Annotated in this window: 22 protein-coding genes and 4 pseudogenes; 14 read left to right on the plus strand and 12 right to left on the minus strand. The window is 58.7% G+C overall.

What is annotated here, in order from left to right; all coding sequences use genetic code 11:
* The 9 genes from PY650_RS33940 to PY650_RS33980 form a co-directional block, all read left to right on the plus strand.
* The coding region (locus PY650_RS33940) for an SDR family oxidoreductase (protein ID WP_285884389.1) at positions 1-363 on the plus strand (363 nt) is incomplete at its 5' end.
* On the plus strand, positions 332-874 hold the full coding sequence (locus tag PY650_RS33945; protein WP_285884390.1) for a gluconokinase: 543 nt from the start codon (positions 332-334) through the stop codon (positions 872-874). The genes PY650_RS33940 and PY650_RS33945, both read left to right, overlap by 32 nt.
* Entirely contained in the window at positions 871-1,758 is an 888-nt protein-coding gene (locus PY650_RS33950; protein ID WP_285884391.1) for an NAD(P)-dependent oxidoreductase, read from the plus strand. Before PY650_RS33945 ends, PY650_RS33950 begins: the two co-directional genes overlap by 4 nt.
* Entirely contained in the window at positions 1,755-2,087 is a 333-nt protein-coding gene (locus PY650_RS33955; protein ID WP_285884392.1) for a hypothetical protein, read from the plus strand. The genes PY650_RS33950 and PY650_RS33955 overlap by 4 nt, the downstream gene beginning before the upstream one ends.
* A gap of 134 nt (positions 2,088-2,221) precedes the next feature.
* Entirely contained in the window at positions 2,222-3,235 is a 1,014-nt protein-coding gene (locus tag PY650_RS33960; protein WP_285884393.1) for a LacI family DNA-binding transcriptional regulator, read from the plus strand.
* Between the two features lie 294 nt (positions 3,236-3,529).
* Entirely contained in the window at positions 3,530-4,657 is a 1,128-nt protein-coding gene (locus PY650_RS33965; RefSeq protein WP_285884394.1) for an acyl-CoA dehydrogenase family protein, read from the plus strand.
* Between the two features lie 65 nt (positions 4,658-4,722).
* Complete coding sequence (locus PY650_RS33970; protein ID WP_285884395.1) at positions 4,723-5,955, plus strand: thiamine pyrophosphate-dependent enzyme; 1,233 nt, start codon at positions 4,723-4,725, stop codon at positions 5,953-5,955.
* 2 nt (positions 5,956-5,957) lie between these two features.
* Positions 5,958-6,971, plus strand: a complete 1,014-nt coding sequence (locus tag PY650_RS33975) for an alpha-ketoacid dehydrogenase subunit beta (RefSeq protein ID WP_285884396.1) — start codon at positions 5,958-5,960, stop codon at positions 6,969-6,971.
* Between the two features lie 3 nt (positions 6,972-6,974).
* Positions 6,975-8,201 carry a dihydrolipoamide acetyltransferase family protein gene (locus PY650_RS33980; RefSeq protein ID WP_285884397.1) on the plus strand — a complete coding sequence of 409 codons (1,227 nt, stop codon included), beginning with the start codon at positions 6,975-6,977 and terminating at the stop codon, positions 8,199-8,201.
* 122 nt (positions 8,202-8,323) lie between these two features.
* Here the strand turns inward: PY650_RS33980 and PY650_RS33985 are convergent, their stop codons facing one another.
* From PY650_RS33985 to PY650_RS33995, 3 genes are read right to left on the minus strand one after another with little or no spacing between them, the layout of a single operon-like run.
* Positions 8,324-9,418, minus strand: coding sequence for an ABC transporter substrate-binding protein (locus PY650_RS33985; protein WP_285884398.1), 1,095 nt, complete (start codon positions 9,416-9,418; stop codon positions 8,324-8,326).
* A 44-nt stretch (positions 9,419-9,462) separates the two neighbouring features.
* Entirely contained in the window at positions 9,463-10,533 is a 1,071-nt protein-coding gene (locus PY650_RS33990) for an ABC transporter permease (RefSeq protein ID WP_285884399.1), read from the minus strand.
* Between the two features lie 16 nt (positions 10,534-10,549).
* Complete coding sequence (locus PY650_RS33995; RefSeq protein ID WP_285884400.1) at positions 10,550-12,046, minus strand: sugar ABC transporter ATP-binding protein; 1,497 nt, start codon at positions 12,044-12,046, stop codon at positions 10,550-10,552.
* Between the two features lie 121 nt (positions 12,047-12,167).
* On the opposite strand from PY650_RS33995, the gene PY650_RS34000 reads away from it, so the two are divergent.
* The gene (locus PY650_RS34000) at positions 12,168-12,467 is read left to right on the plus strand and encodes a fumarylacetoacetate hydrolase family protein (RefSeq protein WP_285884402.1); all 300 of its coding nucleotides are present in this window, start codon (positions 12,168-12,170) and stop codon (positions 12,465-12,467) included.
* A gap of 226 nt (positions 12,468-12,693) precedes the next feature.
* Here the strand turns inward: PY650_RS34000 and PY650_RS34005 are convergent.
* From PY650_RS34005 to PY650_RS34020, 4 genes and pseudogenes are all read right to left on the minus strand, one after another.
* Positions 12,694-13,039: pseudogene (locus PY650_RS34005) on the minus strand (integrase); the annotation flags it as partial.
* A gap of 62 nt (positions 13,040-13,101) precedes the next feature.
* Positions 13,102-13,488 (minus strand): type II toxin-antitoxin system VapC family toxin, encoded by a 387-nt coding sequence (locus PY650_RS34010; protein WP_285884403.1) that lies wholly within the window; start codon positions 13,486-13,488, stop codon positions 13,102-13,104.
* Complete coding sequence (locus tag PY650_RS34015) at positions 13,488-13,745, minus strand: type II toxin-antitoxin system VapB family antitoxin (protein ID WP_285884404.1); 258 nt, start codon at positions 13,743-13,745, stop codon at positions 13,488-13,490. Before PY650_RS34015 ends, PY650_RS34010 begins: the two co-directional genes overlap by 1 nt.
* A gap of 289 nt (positions 13,746-14,034) precedes the next feature.
* A complete protein-coding gene (locus PY650_RS34020) occupies positions 14,035-15,006 on the minus strand; it encodes a magnesium transporter CorA family protein (protein ID WP_285884405.1) in 972 nt (323 codons plus the stop codon).
* Positions 15,007-15,222: 216 nt separating this feature from the next.
* On the opposite strand from PY650_RS34020, the pseudogene PY650_RS34025 reads away from it, so the two are divergent.
* Positions 15,223-15,474, plus strand: a pseudogene (locus tag PY650_RS34025) (3'-5' exonuclease); the annotation flags it as partial.
* 119 nt (positions 15,475-15,593) lie between these two features.
* Here PY650_RS34025 and PY650_RS34030 read toward each other — a convergent pair.
* A pseudogene (locus PY650_RS34030) lies at positions 15,594-15,767 on the minus strand (transposase domain-containing protein); the annotation flags it as partial.
* 444 nt (positions 15,768-16,211) lie between these two features.
* Here PY650_RS34030 and PY650_RS34035 point away from each other — a divergent pair.
* Complete coding sequence (locus PY650_RS34035; RefSeq protein ID WP_285884406.1) at positions 16,212-16,607, plus strand: DUF805 domain-containing protein; 396 nt, start codon at positions 16,212-16,214, stop codon at positions 16,605-16,607.
* A gap of 146 nt (positions 16,608-16,753) precedes the next feature.
* Here the strand turns inward: PY650_RS34035 and PY650_RS34040 are convergent, their stop codons facing one another.
* The 3 genes from PY650_RS34040 to PY650_RS34050 all read right to left on the minus strand — a co-directional run bounded on the left by PY650_RS34040 (position 16,754) and on the right by PY650_RS34050 (position 18,767).
* A complete protein-coding gene (locus PY650_RS34040; RefSeq protein ID WP_285884407.1) occupies positions 16,754-17,185 on the minus strand; it encodes a DUF1330 domain-containing protein in 432 nt (143 codons plus the stop codon).
* A gap of 254 nt (positions 17,186-17,439) precedes the next feature.
* Positions 17,440-18,324, minus strand: a complete 885-nt coding sequence (locus PY650_RS34045) for a zinc-binding alcohol dehydrogenase family protein (protein WP_285884408.1) — start codon at positions 18,322-18,324, stop codon at positions 17,440-17,442.
* A 23-nt stretch (positions 18,325-18,347) separates the two neighbouring features.
* Entirely contained in the window at positions 18,348-18,767 is a 420-nt protein-coding gene (locus PY650_RS34050) for a GlcG/HbpS family heme-binding protein (RefSeq protein WP_285884409.1), read from the minus strand.
* Between the two features lie 348 nt (positions 18,768-19,115).
* Here PY650_RS34050 and PY650_RS34055 point away from each other — a divergent pair, with 348 nt between their 5' ends.
* Entirely contained in the window at positions 19,116-19,481 is a 366-nt protein-coding gene (locus tag PY650_RS34055; protein ID WP_285884410.1) for a winged helix-turn-helix transcriptional regulator, read from the plus strand.
* A gap of 89 nt (positions 19,482-19,570) precedes the next feature.
* On the opposite strand, the pseudogene PY650_RS34060 reads toward PY650_RS34055, so the two are convergent.
* Positions 19,571-19,719 (minus strand): annotated as a pseudogene (locus PY650_RS34060) (helix-turn-helix domain-containing protein); the annotation flags it as partial.
* A gap of 388 nt (positions 19,720-20,107) precedes the next feature.
* Between PY650_RS34060 and PY650_RS34065 the strand changes: the two are divergent.
* Entirely contained in the window at positions 20,108-20,602 is a 495-nt protein-coding gene (locus tag PY650_RS34065) for a histidine kinase (protein ID WP_285884411.1), read from the plus strand.
* Positions 20,603-21,012: the final 410 nt, after the last annotated feature.

Consider the following 21,012-nt stretch of genomic DNA (forward strand, 5'->3'; position numbering starts at 1 on the left):
CGTGGCGCCGGCAAGATCATCAATATTGCCAGCGTCCAGACTGCGCTGGCGCGGCCCTCGATCGCACCCTATACGGCAACCAAAGGCGCAGTCGGCAATCTCACCAAGGGCATGGCGACGGATTGGGCGAAATACGGATTGCAATGCAATGCCATCGCGCCCGGCTACTTCGACACGCCATTGAACGCGGCATTGGTCGCCGATGCCGATTTCTCGGCATGGCTTCAGAAGCGCACGCCGGCCGGTCGCTGGGGACGGGTCGAAGAACTGGTCGGCGCCTGCATCTTCCTTGCCTCCGATGCATCCTCTTTTGTCAACGGGCACGTGCTTTATGTCGACGGCGGCATCACAGCGTCACTCTGAGGCCGTGCGGCCGCGACAGTTCGTCATCATGGGGGTTTCCGGTTGCGGCAAATCGTCTGTTGGTGCGGCGCTCGCTTATCGTCTGTCGGGCATTTACATCGATGGCGACGATCTTCATCCGGCGGCGAACGTCGCCAAGATGAGAGCGGGCCTGCCGCTCACCGACGCGGATCGATGGCCCTGGCTGAACGGCGTCGGCGAGTGTCTTGCGCAAGCAGAGGAAACGGTGCTGATTGGATGTTCAGCGCTGAAGCAGACTTACCGCGACAGGATCCGCGCAGCCGTCGACGGGCCTGTGCGCTTCATTCATCTTGTTGGCAAAAAGGAAGTGATTGCGGCTCGCCTGCAAGCGCGAAAAGGACATTTCATGCCGGCGGCGTTGCTCGAAAGCCAGTTCGCTGCACTTGAGGCGCCTGGGCCGGGTGAGCAAGCAATCACCGTCGATATCGATCAACCGTTTGATGCGGTCATAGCGGCTATTATCGCCGCGTTGGAGGAGGAAGAGCTATGAGCAGCAAAGTTGCGCTGATCGGCGCGGGTGCGATGGGCGGAGCCATCGGTGCGCGTCTAGTTGAGACGGGGAATCATCTGACCGTCTTTGATCTCGACGGCGAAAAGGTGGCCGCGCTGACGGCCAAGGGAGCCAGCGCTGCAGAAAGCGCGGCACTTGCCGCTGCCGTATCGGACTATGTCATTCTCAGCTTGAACTCGCCGCGGATCGTGCGTGCTGCGGTATTCGGTCCCGGCGGCGTCGCCGAGGGCGCCAAGCCCGGAACGCTGATCATCGATATGTCCTCCATTGATCCCGATGCGACCAAGGAGCTGGCCGCGGACGCTCAGGAAAAAGGCCTGCGTTGGGTGGATAGCCCGCTCTCCGGCGGTGCGCCAAAGGCGCAGATCGGGCAATTGACGCTGATGGCTGGTGGCCGCGATGAGGATGTCAGGGATGCGTATGAGGTGCTTCGACACGTCGCCTCGAATTACACCCACATGGGCCCGCCCGGTGCCGGCCAGACGACGAAACTGATCAACCAGGTGCTCTGCGCGCTGAACTTTCTTGCTGTTGCGGAGGCAACCCAGCTGGCGCTCGATGCCGGCGTTGATGCCGCCAAGATCCCGCAGGCGCTGAAAGGGGGACGAGCCGACAGCGCTGTTCTCCAGGAATACATGCCGCGTTACGTCGCCAAGGACTACCGCCGGACGGGCCGCATCGACAACATGGTCAAGGATCTGAACGGTGCGCAGGACCTCGCCCGGCGCACCAACACCGCCATGCCGCTGACGGCCGTCTGCGCTGAAGTGCACCGGATGCTGACGGCAGCCGGCCTCGGCGGCGAGGACCAGGCCGCATTGATGGAATTTTTCAAGGGGCCGAACAAGGAGATCGCCGAATGATTACCCGATACGCATTATTCGAAGGCAAGGTTAAGGACGGCGAGGCGTCCGCATTTCGCGACGCGGTGATGGAGACCATCCTGCCGAAATGGAAGCAATTTCCCGGTGCTCTTGATGTGCGCGTGACCTTCGCCGAAGTGCGGGACGAGGGGGCTCCGGAATATCCGATGATTCTCGCCGTCAACTATCCGGATATGGCTGCAGTGGAAGCCGCGCTCGCGAGCCCTGTTCGTGCCGAAGCCCGTGCGGCGACGGAAGCGGTCCTGTCCCGGTTCTTTGAAGGACGTATTCATCACCATGTCACGGTCGCCCACGAATTCGTGCTCTGAACTCATTCTTTGCTGACTATGTTGGGTGCGGAGCCGAAAGGCTCCGCATTTTCATTTCGGGTTGGCGAAGGGTTCCTCTTGCCATCCGAAGTAAAGGCATATTACTCTTATGGTAACGATAACACGGGCTATAGATGAGCAAAAATCGCAAACCGCCGACCATGGCAGACGTTGCCCGCGTGACGGGGGTTTCCCCGATGACGGTGTCGCGTGCATTCAAGGCCGACAGTCTGATCAGTAAAGAGAGAAGAGAGGCCATCCTCCAGGCTGCCGAGGATCTCGGTTACGTTTTCGACAGCACGGCCTCCAACCTGCGCTCACAGAAGTCCGGCTTCGTCGCGGTTACGATTCCTTCGATCAACAACGCCAATTTCGCCGATACCGTCGGCGGGCTTTCCGATACGCTGGCTGCGCGCGACATGCAGATCCTGTTGGGGTATACGAACTACAACACGCAGGAGGAGGAGCGGCTCATTGAGCAGCTCTTGCGCCGCAAGCCGCAGGCGATTGTCGTGACCGGCGGCAAGCATACGGACCGCGGGCGACGTCTGCTGGAAACGATCAATATCCCCGTGATCGAGACCTGGGATATTCCCGCCGAGCCGATCAACCATTATGTCGGATTTTCCAACGCCGGCGCCGTTCGTGACATGGTGGACCACTTCGTCCGTGTCGGCTATCGCCGCATTGCTTTCATCGGCGGTGATGTCGGGCGCGATACGCGTGGTAGCGAGCGACGGATCGGCTTCGCTGCCGCCATGCAAGCGCATGGGCTTGATGCATCGCGCCTGATCGCCGCCGGCCTGCCGCCCATTTCGATGCGCGAAGGCGCCAACGCGATGGCGAAATTGATCGAAACCTATCCGGATACTGAGGCGGTCATCTGCGTGTCGGACCTTGCGGCCTATGGCGCGCTGACGGAGTGTCGTCGTTTGGGCGTCCCTGTCCCGGAACGTTTTGCGATTGGCGGGTTCGGCAATTACGAGATCGGCGAAGTTTGCGTACCCACTCTGACCACGATCAATGCCTTCGCACGGGAAATCGGCGAAAGGACCGCACGGTTGATCCTCGATATTCTTGATGGCAACGAGGGCGTCGACGACGTGAGGATCTCACCCGAACTGATTGTACGCAACAGCAGCCGATAAATTCTTACTGATAGGCTCGCCGAAAAAGAGCAACGCCTGAAGGTATTGCGGAACCGTTGAATTGCAGGCAATCCCAATTCGTTTTGGGAAGAACTGCTCCCTCCCGCCGGACGATTCCGGAACTCTTGGCAATCTACGTGAGCCACCAAGGTCAACGAAATGTTCGCCTCGGTTGTCGTTGTGGGGGCATGGAAAGCACGACGAAAGCGCCCTATCTCCTTGATGAGACCCGCCTCGGCTACAGAGGCGACCGCTGTCGCAAACAAGCAGCGCGAGCGGAAAGGGAAGGAACAGATGATCTTTTCCGAACTCCAGCAGCAGATACGCGATCTTGCCCGCGACTTTGCCCGCGAACGCCTGGCGCCAGGCGCAGCCAAGCGTGATCGGGAGCATCTCTTCCCGCGCGAAGAACTGAAGGAGATGGGCGAACTGGGTTTGCTCGGCATGCTGGTACCGGAAGCCTATGGCGGGTCGGATACGGGTGTCGTCGCCTATGCCATGGCACTTGAGGAGATTGCCGCAGGTGACGGCCCGTGCTCCACGATCATGAGCGTGCATAGCTCGGTCGGCTGCGTTCCGATCTTGAAGTTCGGTACCGAGGAGCAACGACAGCGCTTCCTGCCGAAACTGGCGAGCGGCGAATGGATTGGCGGCTTTGCGCTCACCGAGCCACAGGCTGGCTCTGATGCCTCGAACCTGAAGACCCGGGCAAGGCGCGATGGCGATCACTACGTACTTGATGGGGCCAAGCAATTCATCACTTCGGGCAAGAACGGCCATGTCATCATCGTCTTTGCCGTTACCGACCCTGACGCCGGCAAAAAGGGCATCACTGCCTTTATCGTTCCGACGGACGTCTCAGGCTATGAGGTGATCCGCGTAGAGGAAAAGCTTGGGCTGCATTCCTCCGATACCTGCCAGATCGCCTTCAACGGTATGCAGATTCCCATAGAATTGAGGCTCGGCGCGGAAGGCGAAGGCTACCGCATAGCACTCGCCAATCTCGAGGGCGGCCGGATCGGCATTGCGGCTCAGGCCATCGGCATGGCGCGTGCGGCCTTTGAGGCGGCGCGTGACTATGCTCGCGAGCGCACGGCCTTCGGCAAGGCGATTATTGAGCATCAGGCCGTCGCATTCCGCCTTGCCGACATGAAGGTGCGGATCGAGGCGGCCCGGCAACTCGTTTTTCACGCTGCCTCCTTAAGGGAAGCCGGGCTGCCCTGCCTGTCGGAAGCCTCGATGGCGAAGCTCTTTGCCTCGGAAATGGCGGAGCGCGTCTGCTCCGACGCCATCCAGATACATGGCGGCTATGGCTACATGGCCGATTACCCGGTCGAGCGCATCTATCGCGATGTGCGCATCTGTCAGATCTATGAAGGAACGAGCGACGTGCAGCGCATGGTGATCGCCCGCAATCTGTGAGAACCAAATGCGGCCCCCGCTTCTAGAGGAGAGGAGCAAGGCCGGCGCAGGAGGAAAGACTAGACATGGTGGATTCTTCTCAATTGGCTCTGCATGTCCCCGAACCCGCCGTCCGCCCGGGCGGCCAGCCAGACTTTTCCAACGTCAAGATCGCCAAAGCCGGTTCCGTGCCGCGGCCGGAAATAGATGTCGCATCCGAGGAGATCCGTGATCTTGCCTATTCCATCATCCGCGTGCTCAATCGCGAGGGCGAGGCGGTCGGTCCCTGGGCTGGCACGCTCTCCGATGAGGAGTTGCTGATCGGCCTTCGCAACATGATGAAGCTGCGCGCATTCGACGCCCGCATGCTAATGGCTCAACGGCAGGGCAAGACGTCCTTCTACATGCAGCATCTCGGCGAAGAAGCTGTCAGTTGTGCTTTCCGCAAGGCGCTCAAGAAGGGAGACATGAATTTTCCAACCTATCGTCAGGCAGGTCTTCTGATTGCCGACGATTACCCGATGGTCGAGATGATGAACCAGATCTACTCTAACGAGAGCGATCCCCTGCACGGGCGGCAGCTACCGATCATGTATTCCTCCAAGGCGCACGGATTCTTTACCATCTCCGGCAACCTCGCCACTCAGTATGTGCAGGCCGTGGGCTGGGCTATGGCCTCGGCAATCAAGAATGACAGCCGCATTGCCGCGGGCTGGATCGGCGATGGCTCGACGGCGGAATCGGATTTCCATTCAGCGCTCGTCTTCGCTTCGACCTATAAGGCGCCTGTCATTCTCAACATCGTCAACAATCAGTGGGCGATCTCCACCTTTCAGGGCATAGCGCGCGGCGGCTCCGGCACATTCGCAGCCCGCGGCCTCGGCTTCGGCATTCCCGCGCTGAGAGTCGATGGAAACGACTATCTCGCCGTCCATGCCGTTGCCTGCTGGGCAGCTGAGCGTGCGCGGCGCAATCTCGGACCGACGCTGATCGAATATGTGACGTATCGTGTCGGGGCGCATTCGACCTCGGACGATCCGAATGCCTATCGTCCGAAGACGGAATCGGAAGCCTGGCCACTTGGCGATCCCGTGCTGAGGTTGAAGAAACATCTGATCGTCAGGGGCACATGGTCTGAAGAGCGGCATGTGCAAGCGGAAGCTGAAATCATGGACGAGGTGATCGAGGCCCAACGCCAGGCAGAGCAGCATGGCACCTTGCATGCCGGCGGCAAGCCTTCGGTCCGAGACATTTTCGAGGGCGTCTATGCCGAGATGCCGCCGCACATCCGGCGCCAGCGCCAGAAGGCAGGGTACTGAGAATGGCCAGGATGACGATGATCGAGGCGGTGCGTAGCGCCATGGACGTCTCGATGGCGCAGGACGACAATGTCGTCGTTTTTGGTGAGGATGTGGGTTATTTCGGTGGCGTTTTCCGATGCACGCAGGGACTTCAGGCAAAATACGGCAAGACGCGCTGTTTCGATACGCCGATAAGCGAATCGGGCATCGTTGGCACGGCAATCGGCATGGCCGCCTATGGCTTGAAGCCCTGTGTCGAGATCCAGTTCGCCGATTACATGTACCCGGCCTATGACCAGCTAACGCAGGAGGCGGCCCGCATCCGCTACCGTTCCAACGGGGATTTTACCTGTCCAATCGTTGTGCGCATGCCGACAGGCGGCGGCATCTTTGGCGGCCAGACGCACAGCCAGAGCCCGGAGGCGCTTTTCACCCATGTCTGTGGGCTGAAGGTGATCGTGCCATCCAATCCCTATGACGCCAAAGGCCTGCTGATTGCTGCGATCGAAGATCCGGATCCGGTAATGTTCTTGGAGCCGAAGCGGCTCTATAACGGCCCCTTCGACGGCCGTCACGAGAGGCCGGTGACGCCTTGGTCTAAACATGATCTCGGAGAGGTGCCTGAGGGCCATTTCACGATCCCGATCGGCAAGGCCGAGATCCGGCGCGCGGGCTCGGCGGTGACCGTCGTCGCCTATGGTACGATGGTGCATGTGGCGCTCGCCGCCGCCGAGGATGCCGGTATCGATGCCGAAGTGATCGATCTCAGGAGTCTGCTGCCGCTTGATCTGGACACGATCACCAATTCGGTCCGGAAGACCGGACGCTGTGTCGTCGTGCATGAAGCAACACTGACTTCGGGCTTTGGGGCCGAGGTCGTGGCGCTGGTGCAGGAAAATTGCTTTTACCATCTGGAGGCGCCAATCGTGCGCGTTGCCGGTTGGGACACGCCTTATCCGCACGCGCAGGAATGGGATTACTTCCCAAGCCCTGGCCGTCTCGCACAGGCGCTTGCCGAAGTCATGGGGGCCTGAGCCATGAGCGAATTTGTCATCGAGATGCCTGATGTGGGGGAGGGACTTGCCGAGGCCGAGCTCGTGGAGTGGTACGTGAAGGTAGGAGATCCTGTTCGCGAGGACATGGTGATCGCCGCCGTCATGACAGACAAAGCCACCGTAGAAATCCCGTCTCCCGTCAACGGTATAGTCACCTGGCTTGCCGGCGGGGTCGGAGAGCGTATCGCGGTTAAGGCGGCGCTGGTGCGTATCGATATGGCCGGAGATACCGGCAGAGCTCGGTCTGAGGAGATTCCAGAGGCGACTATCGAAGTGACGAAGGCGGAGAGCCCAAAGCCTGCTCCAACAACGCCGGATCCTGTGACACCGCAAGCCGAAAAGCCGCTTGCCGCTCCCCCGGTGCGGCTTTTCGCCAAGGAAAGCGGCGTCGACCTCGCACAAGTGCAAGGGACTGGGCCAGCCGGACGAATCCTGCGGGAGGATATCGAGCAATTTTTGAACCTCGGAGCCGCTCCCACAATATCAAGGGGCGGCTTTGCCACGAAAGCTGCGAACGAAGAGATTAAACTCACCGGCCTGCGCCGCCGGATCGCCGAGAAAATGACACTTTCCGCCTCGCGCATTCCTCACATTACCTATGTGGAGGAGGTGGACATGACCTCGCTTGAGGAGTTGCGCGCCATCATGAACGCTGAGCGCAAGGCGGATCATCCGAAACTGACGGTTCTGCCTTTCCTGGTACAGGCGGTGGTGAGGGCAATTTCCGAGCAGCCCAATCTCAATGCCACCTTTGACGACGAAGCCGGCATCATCACGCGCTATGGCGCGGTCCATGTGGGCATCGCAACACAGACGCCGGTTGGTTTGACCGTGCCTGTCGTGCGGCATGCGGAAGTACGCGGCATCTGGGATTGCGCCGCTGAGATGAATCGGCTGGCGGAGGCAGCGCGATCCGGCGCTGCTACGCGTGAAGAGCTTTCCGGTTCGACGATCACCATCAGCTCGCTCGGGGCGCTCGGCGGGATCGTCTCCACGCCTATTATCAATCACCCGGAAGTGGCGATCATCGGCGTCAACAAGATCGCCACACGGCCGGTCTGGGACGGTGCGCAGTTCGTGCCGCGCAAGATGATGAATCTCTCATCCAGCTTCGATCATCGCATCGTCGACGGCTTCGATGCGGCGACCTTCGTGCAGCGCGTCCGCACACTGCTCGAAACACCGGCGCTCATTTTCATCGAAGGCTGATATCATCAAAGGGTTCGAAACTCTTGCCGTATGCAGACACGTTGTTTCCGCTGTCGCGCCGGGGCTTGTCGGCAGGCTGAGCGCGACCCGAGGGCCGCGCTCTTCTCGACGTTAAGAAGGGATCATTTACCCCAGATCTTCTTATATTGATCCTTATAGCCGTTATCCGGATCAAACGTGTTCTTCGGGCCGCCATCGGACTGGATATTGTCGGCCGTCACCACATGCAACGGCGAGAGATAGCCGGACCATTTTTCGCCGGCGAAAGCACGGTTGAGTTCATCGACCAGTTGCCAGCCCTGGAGATTGAGCGGTTCGGCAACCGTGACCTTCTGGAATTGACCGGCGCGGATGCGTTCATAAGCCGATTGCGAGCCGTCGCCAGCGGCGACGTTGATCGGCGCATCGGTGCCGCTCTTGCCAGCGGAGGCAAGCGACGGACCCATGAAATCGAAATAGAGGTCGTTGATCGCAAGTGAATGGGTCCAGCTATCACCGTATTTCTGCAGGAGCGAGGTGGTTAGCTGCGGCATGCGCTGCGATGTCTCGGCGATCGGGGTATCGACATATTCGAGCACCTTGCCGCCAAGTCGTTCGATCTCCTGCTTCATCTTGTCCGCCTTGGCGATGGCGATCGCATAGGTGGAGTCCGTGAAGATGATGACGCCCGGCTTGCCCTTGGCGTCGACAAAGGCCCAGTCGGCAGCCGCTTTCGAGACTTCCATCGCATCGGTGCTGACATTGGCAAAGAGGCCGTTCTTGTCATCGGGACCGATGACCGGCCCGGCATGCCAGGCGACCAGCGGGATCTTGGCGGCCCTTGCCTGTTCGAGGGCCGGAGCCTGCTCGATGGCATCGAAGCCATCGATGATGATACCGGCCGGCTGCAGCGCTATGGCCTGGCCGAAGGCGGCCGTGCGTCCGCCGATGGAGCCCGCGCCATCGAGAACCTTGACCTGCCAGCCGATCGCCTTTGCTGCTTCTTCGACGCCGTTGCTGACGCCGAGAATGCCGCCATTCTTAAGGTCGCCTGCCAATACCACAATGGTCTTGCCAACCTGTGCCTTCGGGCCTGTCGTCGGGCCGTCCCATTTGGTGACCGGTGTCGCATATTTCTCGACAACGGCTTTCGCATCCACCATCGGATCGGCGTAGGCCTGGCTGGCGCATAACACCAACAAACCGGTCGTCGCTTGCAGGAAAAATCTGCGTTTCATTTCGTCTCCTCCCATTTAGATCTAAAGCTAAGTCAAGATGATCTTCAGTTATCGGTCGCCTTAGCCGATAGCTGCGGTTTTTGTGCCGGAGCCATCCGTCCGGCATGGCTTCGGCGACGCTGCGCGTAGCCGGCGATCCCGATGGCGACGAGCAGGGTCACGCCGTTGAACAGCGGCTCTACATAGAACGAACCCCCGAACTGCTGGATGCCAGCAATGCCGACGGCCAGAATAATGACGCCGATCATGGTGCCCCAGACATTGACGCGGCCGGGTTTGATGGTTGTGGATCCGAGGAAAGCGCCGACGAGCGCCGGCAGGAGATATTCCAACCCGACGCTGGCTTGGCCAATGCGCAGCTTGGAAGCGAGCAGCACGCCTGCGATGGCAGCGAGCGTTCCCGACGTTACGAAGGCGCCGATAACGAAGCGGCGGACGGGGATGCCGTTCAAGGCGGCCGCCTTCGGATTGGCGCCGATCGCATAGATATAACGGCCGATCGGCAGATACTCGAGAACGATCCACATGATGAAGGCGAGGCCGAGCACGTAGATCCCAGTGATCGGAAGCCCGAAGACCATCGTCCCATTGAGTGCATAAAAGCCCTGCGGAAGCATGCCGACCACCTGCCGTCCGCCGGTGTGCCACAAAGCGATGGCATAGAGCACGGTGCCGGTGCCGAGCGTCGCGATGAAGCTGTCGATCTTGGCGATTTCAACCAGCAGCCCGTTCAGGAAGCCCGTCAGGGCGCCGAGCAGGATTACGATCAGCACGGCCACCGGCCAGGGCAGGCCGAACATCGTCTGCAAGCTAATCGCCAGGACATGCCAGAGCACGATGCCGTAACCGATCGTCAGATCGATGCGTCCGGCCGCCATCGGGATCATTGCGGCCAGCGACAGAATGGCGATGATCGTCTTGTCCGAGATAATCGAACGCAGATTGAGCAGCGTCGGAAAGGTCTGTGGCAGCAGAATGGAAAACAGCAGGATCAGAAAGGCAGTGAGAATTACGAGACCATAAACCGGCAGGAGGCGCTGGATTTTCTGGCCAAAGCTCATTCCCGCAAGCTCGGCGCTGGTAGGTTCGAGCGCATTGGATTCGATCGATTGCATGAGGTTCCTCCCTGATTCAGGCCGCTTCGGATGCGGATGCTGCGGCGATGACCGCCGGTGTTGTTAAGTCGGCGCCGCTCAGTTCCCGGACGATTTGGCCACGTGAGAACACCAGAGCGCGATGGCAGATATGAGCGATTTCTTCGAAGTCCGTGGAGACGACCAGCACGGCCAGCCCATCCTCCACCGCCTCGGCGATCAGTTTGTAGATGTCTGCCTTGGCGCCGACATCCACGCCGGCTGTCGGGTCTTCGGCGATCAACAGCTTCCGGCCCGTCGCAAGCCACCGACCCACGACCACCTTTTGCTGATTGCCTCCGGACAGGGCTTCGATCGCAAGGTTCTGATCATTGGGTCTGAGGCCAACGCGGCTGCCGAGCGAATAGGCCATTTCAGCCTCGCGCTGCGGCGGCAGGAATGACATCATGCTCCGCCCAGATGCACCCGGATTGAGGAAAGTGTTTTCCCTCAGGCTGAGGGACATGGCGACGGATTCTTCGGTTCGATCCCTGGCAATCAGGCCGATACCCGAAGCCATGGCTGCGACCGGGCTGGAAAGATCGGGGCTCTTACCGTTCAACAGGACTGTCCCGCTGGAGGGCTCGCAGCCAAAGAGCGCGCGCCCGATCAATTCCTGCCCGGCGCCTCTAAGTCCGACAAGACCAAGGAGCTCTCCTTGCCGGATGTCGAAGGACACCGGTCCGGCGCCGCGGCAGGTAAGGCCTTTGACCGAGACGATGGCGGGACCGGCGGTTCGTTCGGCCTTGACGAAGAGCTGATCGGCCTTGCGTCCGACGATCATTCGGATCAGCTCATCCGGTGAGGTGTCGGATACCGGTTTTTGCCCGACCAGTTGGCCGTCGCGCAGCACAGCGACGCGATCGGCGATCCTGAAGATCTCATCCAGCCGGTGCGAGACATAGATCATTGCAACACCACGCTCCTTGAGTGGGCGGATGGCGGCAAACAGTTTCTCGACTTCATCGGCAGGCAAGCTCGCCGTCGGCTCGTCGAGAACAAGAACGTCCGCCTCGACGGCCAGAGCGCGCGCTATCGCGACGAGGGACTTTTCGGTACGGGTCAGCTCCTGGATCCGCGTCGACGGATCGAAATCGCAGCCTACAAGCTTCAGGGCTTCCGCCGTGCGGCGTCCGGTTGCCCGCCAGTCGATCAGCCGGCCGCGCAGCGAGTAGCCCTGCGCGAGACCGACATTTTCACCGACCGTCATCCACTCGATCAGTCCGAGATCCTGGTGGATAAAAGCGATCGGCTGACGTTGATTTGGCCGCGGCGGACGGTGATAGTATGGCTTGCCGCGAAACAGGATCTGTCCGCCATCCGGCTTGTAGATGCCTGCCAGCGTCTTGATGAGGGTCGACTTTCCCGCGCCGTTCTCACCAAGAAGTGCCAGAATTTCTCCCGGTTTCAGATCCAGCGAAACATCCGACAACGCGCGCGTTCCACCAAACTCTTTGGTGATGTCGCGAAATTCGAGCAGCTTTCCGTCGTCCATCCTGCTCCTCCCAAAGTTCAGGTGAGAAGAAGCTATGTTATCGATAACATTCCGTCAAGAGGCACGTTGTCGCCAGGTAGCCGCTTCAGGATTTCCGCTGCGATCCCGGATCTCGGACTGATTGGCATTGCTAGCTATCGTAACGGCTGACGAGATTCCCGACCCACATGCATTGCGCATCCAAACCTGGCTGACCGACACGGTGATGCAGGACGCCAACACATCTGAAATGTTCTTTGACGTGCCCACGATCATCGAACACCTGAGCGAATTCATCGATCTCGAGGCCGGCGACATAATCGCGATGGGCACGCCTGCCGGCGTCGGCTTCAAGCGCAACCCGCCTATTTTCATGACGGCCGGCGACGTCATCAGTGTGTCAATTGAGAAAATCGGTCCGCACAAACCGCGTGATCGTTGAAACCTCGTATATAGCTCGATTTCTGGCAGATAGGTGCAATATTCCAGAGTGACTCTTATTCGTTGGCTGCCGTAAGCGACGCAGCGATATCGGCAATCGAGCGGAATAGGACCAACGAGTCGTCCTTGGAGACGGTGAAGCCTCGTCGCCGCCAGAATTCAGCGGCCTCCTCGTCGATGGCATTGACCATTAAGGCGCGCCCGCCAATGAGCGCGGCGGCCTGATTGCCGGCCAGAACGGTGGCGATGGCGCGATCCTTGCGGTTGAGTGCCATGCCACGTTGCGCGCAGTTCCAGCTGTTCGCCGCCAGCCGCCGCTCAATGGTGGAGACGCTGCTCGGGCTTCCGCCATGTGTAGCGGTGCCACTGGCACAGGCGGTGATATAGGCCAACGACCTGCGGATCCGCGGGGGGCGACAGATTGGATCGGCGGCATTAGGCGGAAAAATGTTTCCAATTGGCGGCGTAGGCTTTTCGCGTGTTCGCGGAGCTGGCGGCCGCGACGTAGGTGCGGGCGCGGTCGGTGAGGTCCCCCAGATGCGTCGGCAGACAGGGCGCCGGTGCCGAAGGCACCGCCGCGGCAGGCGAGGGAACGCGAGCCGCGAGGTCGTCGTCGAGATCCGTGCCGCCGCTTATCACGCTGCCTTGATATCGGTCTGGGCAAAATCGCCGCCGATAAACAGCAGCGGTTCGTCCGCACGCTTGGCCAGCCCGTAGGAGAGACAATCGGCGAAATTCAATGCCGCCGGATGGCGGCCCTTGCCGTAGGTCAGCCAGGCCTGCGTTGCCAGATCAACCAGATCGGCGTCGACGGGAATGATGTCCGCCGCGATTTTATGGAGCCACAGATCGATTTCAGCCAGTGCGTGCTCACCGCGGCGGCTGACCAGCACCATGCGGGCCTCGAGCACGCAGCTTGCCGGGATCAACCGGATTGGATCGGCAACCAGCGCCCTTTCCAGTCGCAGCGCTTCGGGTTCGTTGCGCAGGATGGCGACGATCGCGGAGGTATCGATGACCATCAGTTCGGAATTCCATGCTCGTCATAGCCGATGATCTCTTCATCGCTGCGGTTGTCGAGTTCGGGCAGGCGGCCCAGTCGTTCGCGGATGGCCCGGAGGTCGTCGAGCAAACGCTCCTCAGCAACATTGCCGTACCCCAGGCGATGCAGACGCTCGCTCAATGCCTGATGAATGGCAGCAGTCTTGCTGATGTTTTGGCGGCGGGCGAGCTCGTCGGCGAGCGCGACGGTGGCCGGGTTTTTGATGTTGAGGGACACGAGAGACTCCATTATTCTACCTTTTTATGGATTTCTACCCTGAACGTTTGCTGCTGTCAAATACGTCCGATAAGGCAAGATTCAGGCCGTGCGGTTTTGGCGTACAGTACTGGCATAAACCGCACGGCCGCTTTGCTGTACGCCATGGATTCGCTCGAACCTGTCACCGAACCACCCTTGATCTGGTCGCCTCGCCTACGGGGCTGGGCCTTGCCGCGTCCGGCGAAGCGAGCGCGGCCTTGGCTGCGGGTATTGCCCTGAAATCGCTCGACGATCTCGTCCGTAACCGTCAAAACCAGCCCTTCACTTTGAACCAGGCCAGAGGAATGATGGCGCTGAGTAGGATCACCGCCCAGCCATATTGATAGCCCCAGGCCCAGTCATATTCCGGCATGTTCTTGAAGTTCATGCCGTAGACTCCGGCCAGAAGGGTTGGAGGAATTCCGACAATCGACACGATGGTGAGAACCTTGAAGATGTCGTTTTGAGCAATGCCAATCAATCCGACGAGAGCGTCCAGGACAAACTGGACCTTGTTGGAAAGTTGCTCTTCATAATCAATCAGGGAATGAATATCGCGGCCCAGGATTGCCAAACGCGGTTCAAGCTGTCCTGCAGACCAATCGTTGGCATGTAGTTCGGTATAGGCGACGATGCGCCCCAGGGCCTGTAGACTGTCCCGAACTTCTGAAAGCCGGTCCCCCAGGCGACCGACCTGACGCAATTGTATCCGCAGGAGTCGATTGGCACGAGCAGCTTGGCGGCCGCGGGAGTCGTCCGCATGAAAGACATCGACAGACAGTCCATTTAATTCGGCCGCAAGGTGCTCCAGCCCATCTGCGACTCGATCAACGATCTCCTCGCAAAGCGAGGTAAACACCCCGAGGCTGGATTGGGGAGCGCTCTCACCTGCGAATTTGGCGGCGACAGCTTCAAAGGCCGGCAGAGGCATAAACCTGACAGTAACCAATCGATCCGTTGACAGGATGAAACCGATCGGAGGGGTAGTCTCAGTCCCGGCTGGGTGCTTTGCAGCCGAGGGCATGCTCATGTAGAGAACGCCCTTCCGATTTCTCAAGCGGCTCGACGATTCAATCTCACTGAGCGCTCCGAGGGAAGGGAGCGGTGCACCAAGACGGTTTTCCACATCCTTTATTTCGACACTACTGGGACTGAGGAGATCAATCCACAAGACCCCTGGCGCAAATGCGTTCGGCTGCACCTTTTCGCCCTCATGCGGCGTAGGGAAAACATTTAACATATCCTGCGGTCACTCCTGCAATCCGGGTAGAAGCTCTCAATCCATTCGATATTGGTCTTCACAGACGGCTTTATGCAATCGCAGTTGGCGGCTGGATTGTGCAAAATACAAGGAGAATGGTAGCGAGTGCGCTGATTTTCACCGATTTTGCCCCAGCTACTACGTGGGCCAGTACGTTGGGAAGATTCGGTGGCGCTGCTTGTTTACCCGGCAATCTTGTCGGCGCGGATGGATTCGCAGCTCGATATGTTTTCGAAGGCGCCGCTTCCTTCCGTAGAAGATACGAGCGCACATGTTTCCCCGCGACGGCGCCCTCCACCTCGTGCGCTGTCCGACGAAGACATGGTGCGGAAGCTTCAAGAGAGGGGAAACTATCGCATCCTCAGAAAGCTCGCCGCCCGGCCAATCGCCACGGTCAGGCGACCCGAGTTCTCCCGTTTAGGGGTCATTGTCGACACAGAGACCACCTCTTTTATTCCCATTATATCAGATCGGCCGTTCCAGAACTTCAAGTGGAAACATGGCGATGGCGCGGAGACAAAGAGGCGGATTTTTATCCGCGTTTTGTTGAATTACGCGGTAAGCGGTTAGCCGACGGCGTCTGGTTTGAAGTTCGATGGCATGAGCAGCTCAATATCAGCGGCTGGCCAGCGATTTGCGATGCGGGTGAGCGTTTGAGATAGCCAAGCAAGCAGATCGACGTTGTTCATTTTTGCCGTCTGCAGAATCGTGGCGATCGTCGCCCATGTCTCTCCACCGCCTCGCTACCGGCAAAGATTCATCAATTGGTTCCCCGTGACCCAGTGGATCGCCCTCAAATGAAAATCCGGGTTAAAGCGTCGTGAAACTCGACAGGCATTGGTCTCTCCCGGGAATGGAGTGGTCGGGACAATCAGAGCGATGTCCGATACCATCGCAGGGACGATGATCAACTTGCTGCAGGATCGCACGGCCGACCTCCTGCGGATTTAGCAGTATTTTAGGTTTGATGAACCAGACAAGATTTTAAAGAGTAGTATTAATGATGTAAATGGGAGCGAGGTCGGTGTCTTCTCTTCCACGCTTATCTAAAATAAATTTGACAAATCTGGTCTGGATAAACTCAAACCAGAAGTGTTTTCTGCATCGAGTAACAATGTTATCAATTTGTTGACAATTACAGAGCAAGTGTCAGTAGTTTGAAACTATTGCAATCGAGTGATATCATGAAAAGACTTCTTTTTACATTCCAGGGCCGAATCAACCGCAAGAAGATGTGGCTCGCGGTACTTATTCACATTATCGCCGCTGCCGTTGTTGGCCTTGTTTTCACGCTCCTTTGGTCTGTGATTCCCGGCTCCATCAGCGAGGATGGCACGTACCACGTTGAAGGGGCCGCAGCCATTCCCTATATCGTCCTTGGCCTTGCCTATGTCGTCTTCAGCGTTTGGTCGGGTCTTGCCGTCGCCGTCAAGCGATTACATGACCGTAACAAGTCTGGCTGGTTCTTCTTAATCCAGTTCGTTCCCTTGATCGGGAGCGCCTGGTATCTTGTGGAGGTCCTGCTTTTAAAGGGCACCACGGGCTCGAACCGTTTTGGCGAGGACGCGATCGCCGCCTGATACGCCCAGAGCACAATTAGAGCATTCGAACGAATGGAAACTCACGCCAGAAACGGTGCCGGATGTGCTCGGCACCGTTTTTCTTGCAGCTGTTGCCATCGCAGCCCTGGATCGACTGCTCCTCTGCTCTCTTCTTCGTCGGAGCCTTACCCCCGGCCGATCGACGTGCCGTCCGACGCCAGCGCCGCGCACTGTTCGTAGGTCATGGCGACTGTGCAGTCTTTGCCACCTTCTTCGTTGCGGAACTTCATAGCATGGTCGTGTCGTTTGGCACTTAAACGTGAGAATGCGGCCGTTTCTTTTCTAGTTGGCAGTTCATTTGAGAAATAGAGGCCCCTCCCGAAGAGACGCCAGACACCCGCTACATCGGCGTTCGTGGACGTCTTTGGCGGAAGTTGAACCCGAGCCTGCTTCAAAACCTGCTGGCTCGCGGGTCGAAATACCGGGCTCCGCCTCGCAGCCGATCGACAGGCGTCGCTGCGATACCAGCCACGCGCGGCTTCGACATCCGGAAATTCGAGAATGACCGCACCCTCGATGGGCGGACTCTCGAGCACGTCGAGTTCACCGTAGTGCATACGTCGTATTCACCAGGGAAGAAACGGAAGAACCGGCTGAACTTGCCGCCTATTCCGCCACGGTCAAGGCTAGCTTCGAGGGCCGGGATCTGAAGTTTCTCGCCACCGATGCCAAGGGGAGGCGTTGGGAACCCGTCCAGACAACTTCGAGTCAGAACCTCGAAGTTGCGATGAGAAACAATGCGAGGAAGGCATGCTGTCTCCTTTTCGAGAGGGAGTATTGAAGGGCGGCCGCGAAAAGCTGCCCTCGATTGTCAGAACCCTTCGAGGACGACCTTGCCGATGGTCGAGCCGCTCTCGAGCTGAGCATGCGCCTTCTTCATGAACATCAGCTCATGATGGATCGACACTGCCTTGCGCTTGAACAGCATGATGTCGAAGCTCTTCGGGTCGTCGATCAGCGCGAAGCGGCCCTGCGGCGCTATCAACTCTGCGATCTCCACCACATGCTTCTCCGTCTGGGTGGTTGAAAACACAAAGGCAGGCGCGCCGATGTCCAGATCCGCGATCTGGTGTGCCAAGGGCTTCGAATGGTCGACGACGTGGTGGGCGCCCATCTTCGTCACGAACTCGCGCGTCTCTGCACGCGACGCTGTGGCGATGACGGTCAGGTCGGTGAACTGTCGGGCAATCTGGATGGCGATCGAGCCGACGCCACCGGCACCGCCAATGATCAGAATGGCGTTCGCAGCACCCGACACCGGCTTCTTCACATTCATCCGGTCGAAGAGAGCTTCCCAGGCTGTCAGTGTGGTCAGCGGCAAAGCGGCGGCCTCGGACCAGTCCAGCTTTGATGGCTTGCGGCCGACGATGCGCTCGTCGACGAGATGGAACTCTGCGTTGGTGCCCGGCCGAAGGACCGAACCCGCGTACCAGACCTCGTCTCCCGGAGCGAACCTGGTGACATCGGGGCCGACGGCGGCGACGACGCCCGCAGCGTCCCATCCGACAACCTTCCAGTCCATGCCCTGCGCCGGGGGCGTGCTGCGACGGATTTTGTAGTCGACGGGGTTTACCGAAACCGCCTTTATCTCGACCAGGATGTCGTGGCCTTCAGGGACCGGCTTGGCGATCTCGATGTCTACGAGGGAATCCGCCTCGTCGATGGGCGACGGGGTCTTATATCCGACTGCTTTCATGTTCTGTGCTCCTTGAACTGCTTTCACTTGGCGAAGTTGCGAAGTGCTTCTTCGCCAGCTTCCTGGTCCTGCGCCCAACTTCCGCCGGAGATGCCCAGGCCGCCGATGATCATGCCATCGTCCATGATCGGGAAGCCGCCGGCCGCCGCCATCACACGCGGGACGTGGCGAAGGTTCGACGCGCCTCGGTCTTCAAGCAGGTCGACCCACTGCGCGGTCGAGAGGCCGAAGGAGGCTGCCGTATAGGCCTTGTCGATGGCGATGTTGACGGCGAGGTACGAGCTGCGGTCGCTACGCTCGAAAGCCTTGAGGTTTCCTGCGGCGTCAACGATGGCGACGACTGGTTCAAAGCCGACGCGCTCCGATGCGGCGATGGTTTCTGCGACGAGCCTTGCGGCGGCTTCGCGAGTGATCGAACGGGAGATGAAGCTGTTTTCCGACATTTGGGAATTCCTTTAGGTAGCTTTTCCTGGTGGCTTGAGCGGTCCCGCCAGTTGGTGGGATCGTCAAACAAGTCACCTCCATGTAGCCGTACGGGCGTCCTGTGTAGATACGCACAACGCTTGCCAATAGTATCCTTCTGGATACCGCGAAGCTGATTGCAGGAAGCGGCGACTTCTCGTCTTTACAACGTAAATTCAATAGATTGCTTGCGCTAGTGATCGTCTTTCCGCTGCCGCCGCAGGTCGCGGAATACGCATCTGGCATCTTGCATGCGATCAGAAACCTGCAATAACTACAATTCGACGAACTACATGCGAAGTGCATCTAAGGATCAAAAGGATACTCTCATGGCCAAGGCTCGTCATTCCCGCTTCGACTGCAATCCGGGCTGCTCGGTCGAGGCGGCGATCAGCCTGATCGATGGCAAGTGGAAATGCGTCATCCTCTTCCATCTTCTGGGAGGAACCATGCGGTTCAACGAGATCCGCAGGCAGGTGACAGGTATCACGCAGCGCACGTTGACAAACCAGTTGCGCGAGCTCGAGGACGACGGCCTCATCGTGCGCAAGATCTACGCGCAGGTTCCACCGAAGGTCGAATACACGATCTCGCCACTGGGCCGCAGCCTCGAGCCTATCCTTGTCGCATTGAAGGCATGGGGCGACGCGAACATCGGCAGATTCGGGAAGCCTGTTGCGGCGAACGCTGCCTAGCTCTTTGCCAGTCCTTCAAGGCAAGGAAACCGCGTCCCGCACCGGTCTCCATCCGGCGCGGCCATGTGCACGCACCAGGTCAAGAGCCAATTGCGGAAATCCTCGCTATGGCGCCGGTTGCTCGGACGACCGCGTTTCTTCGACGTCAGACCATCGGCTCCGTCCTGGTCATAGGCTTGCAGAGCCGGTGGACCTGGCTGTGGCTGAGCCCCAACAACTCAGCAGCCCGGTCCACCGTCGGCGCAAAATGGAAATCAGGACCAAAATCTCGCGCAACCCAACAGATTCGGCGCAACTGCGAAGGTTACCTCGAGGATTTCCATGATTGCGTCTGCGCCGACGGCTGAGGTCGAGATTGTGCTGGTCGCTTCCGCCCGACGTTGACCCGGTCATTGGCGGATAAGCCTATGAAATTCTTTGCTATTTTCCACCTGTGGATTATCGCGAAATGGGGATTGGGATGAATTTAGTATGGAATCTAACTTCCACGACCTAACTATCCTTGCTCATCTATCGAGTATGAAGGTTTGCCAATTTGTTCGCCAAGTGGGTCACGATATTAATATGTTGTATTTAGAAGCTTCTTTCCGTCCTGCATATCGGCTTTAAGCGCTAAGGATTCTATCATGAAGAAAATTATCGCATTGGCTTTGCTTGCTTTAACGTCTCCTCTCACGGCGCACGCCGCGACTTTGACATTTCCTAGCGACGAGCCCGTCGCAAGTATCACCATTCCAGATAGCTGGAAGCCGGAGGAAATCGACGGCGGCGTCCAGGGAACCTCGGCCGATTCCGCGGTCTATCTTTCAGCCGAGGTCGCCAGCGGCAAGTCCATCGAGAAAGTTGTTACCGGTGCGATCGACTTTCTCGCAAAAAACAAAGTAACGATCGACACCTCAACTCAAAAGGAAACGCCCGCTACCGACGTCAACGGTATGCAGATGGCCACTTTGGAGTGGGATGGTAAGGATGAAAACGGTCCAATTAGCGTCGGTTTGCTCATCGCACAGCTAAGCGCTGACAACGCTCTCGTTGTGACGTACTGGGGAGACAAGGGAGAAGAAGACAAGCACGATGCTGAAGTTAAGGCAATCGTCGCCTCGATCAAGCCGGTTGAGTGACTTAATTTGTGGCAGTGGTGAACTTGTCACCACTGCCCGTGGCTTGTTGGATTCCGCCCTGATTTGACCTTCTTTCCACCCGGCGGTGACTTGGCCAGGTGGAAACAGAATATGTCAGCTGGTGTTGGCCAGCCATTCCATGTTGCAGGCAATGCAAGCTTGTCGCGGCTGCTGCAGTCCCGAGGTGGTAGGCAGAAGGCGAAAATCTGTTCGTCTTCTGCGCATTATCGCAATGTTATTAAATAACATGAATCCAGTTAATGAAACCATCGTCGTGCGCGTCATTCTCTCGAACACCTCCAAAATGATCACCGTGCATTTGCGCCGCGTGCGATTGCTTGCACCGTAATCGGCATGTCATCGGTCGCAACTGCCAGAAATGCGAGTAGATCGTGCGCGTTATCTGATCC

It is taken from the genome of Martinezella calliandrae, from assembly GCF_030272695.1.
GTDB classification, from domain to species: Bacteria; Pseudomonadota; Alphaproteobacteria; order Rhizobiales; family Rhizobiaceae; genus Rhizobium; species Rhizobium calliandrae.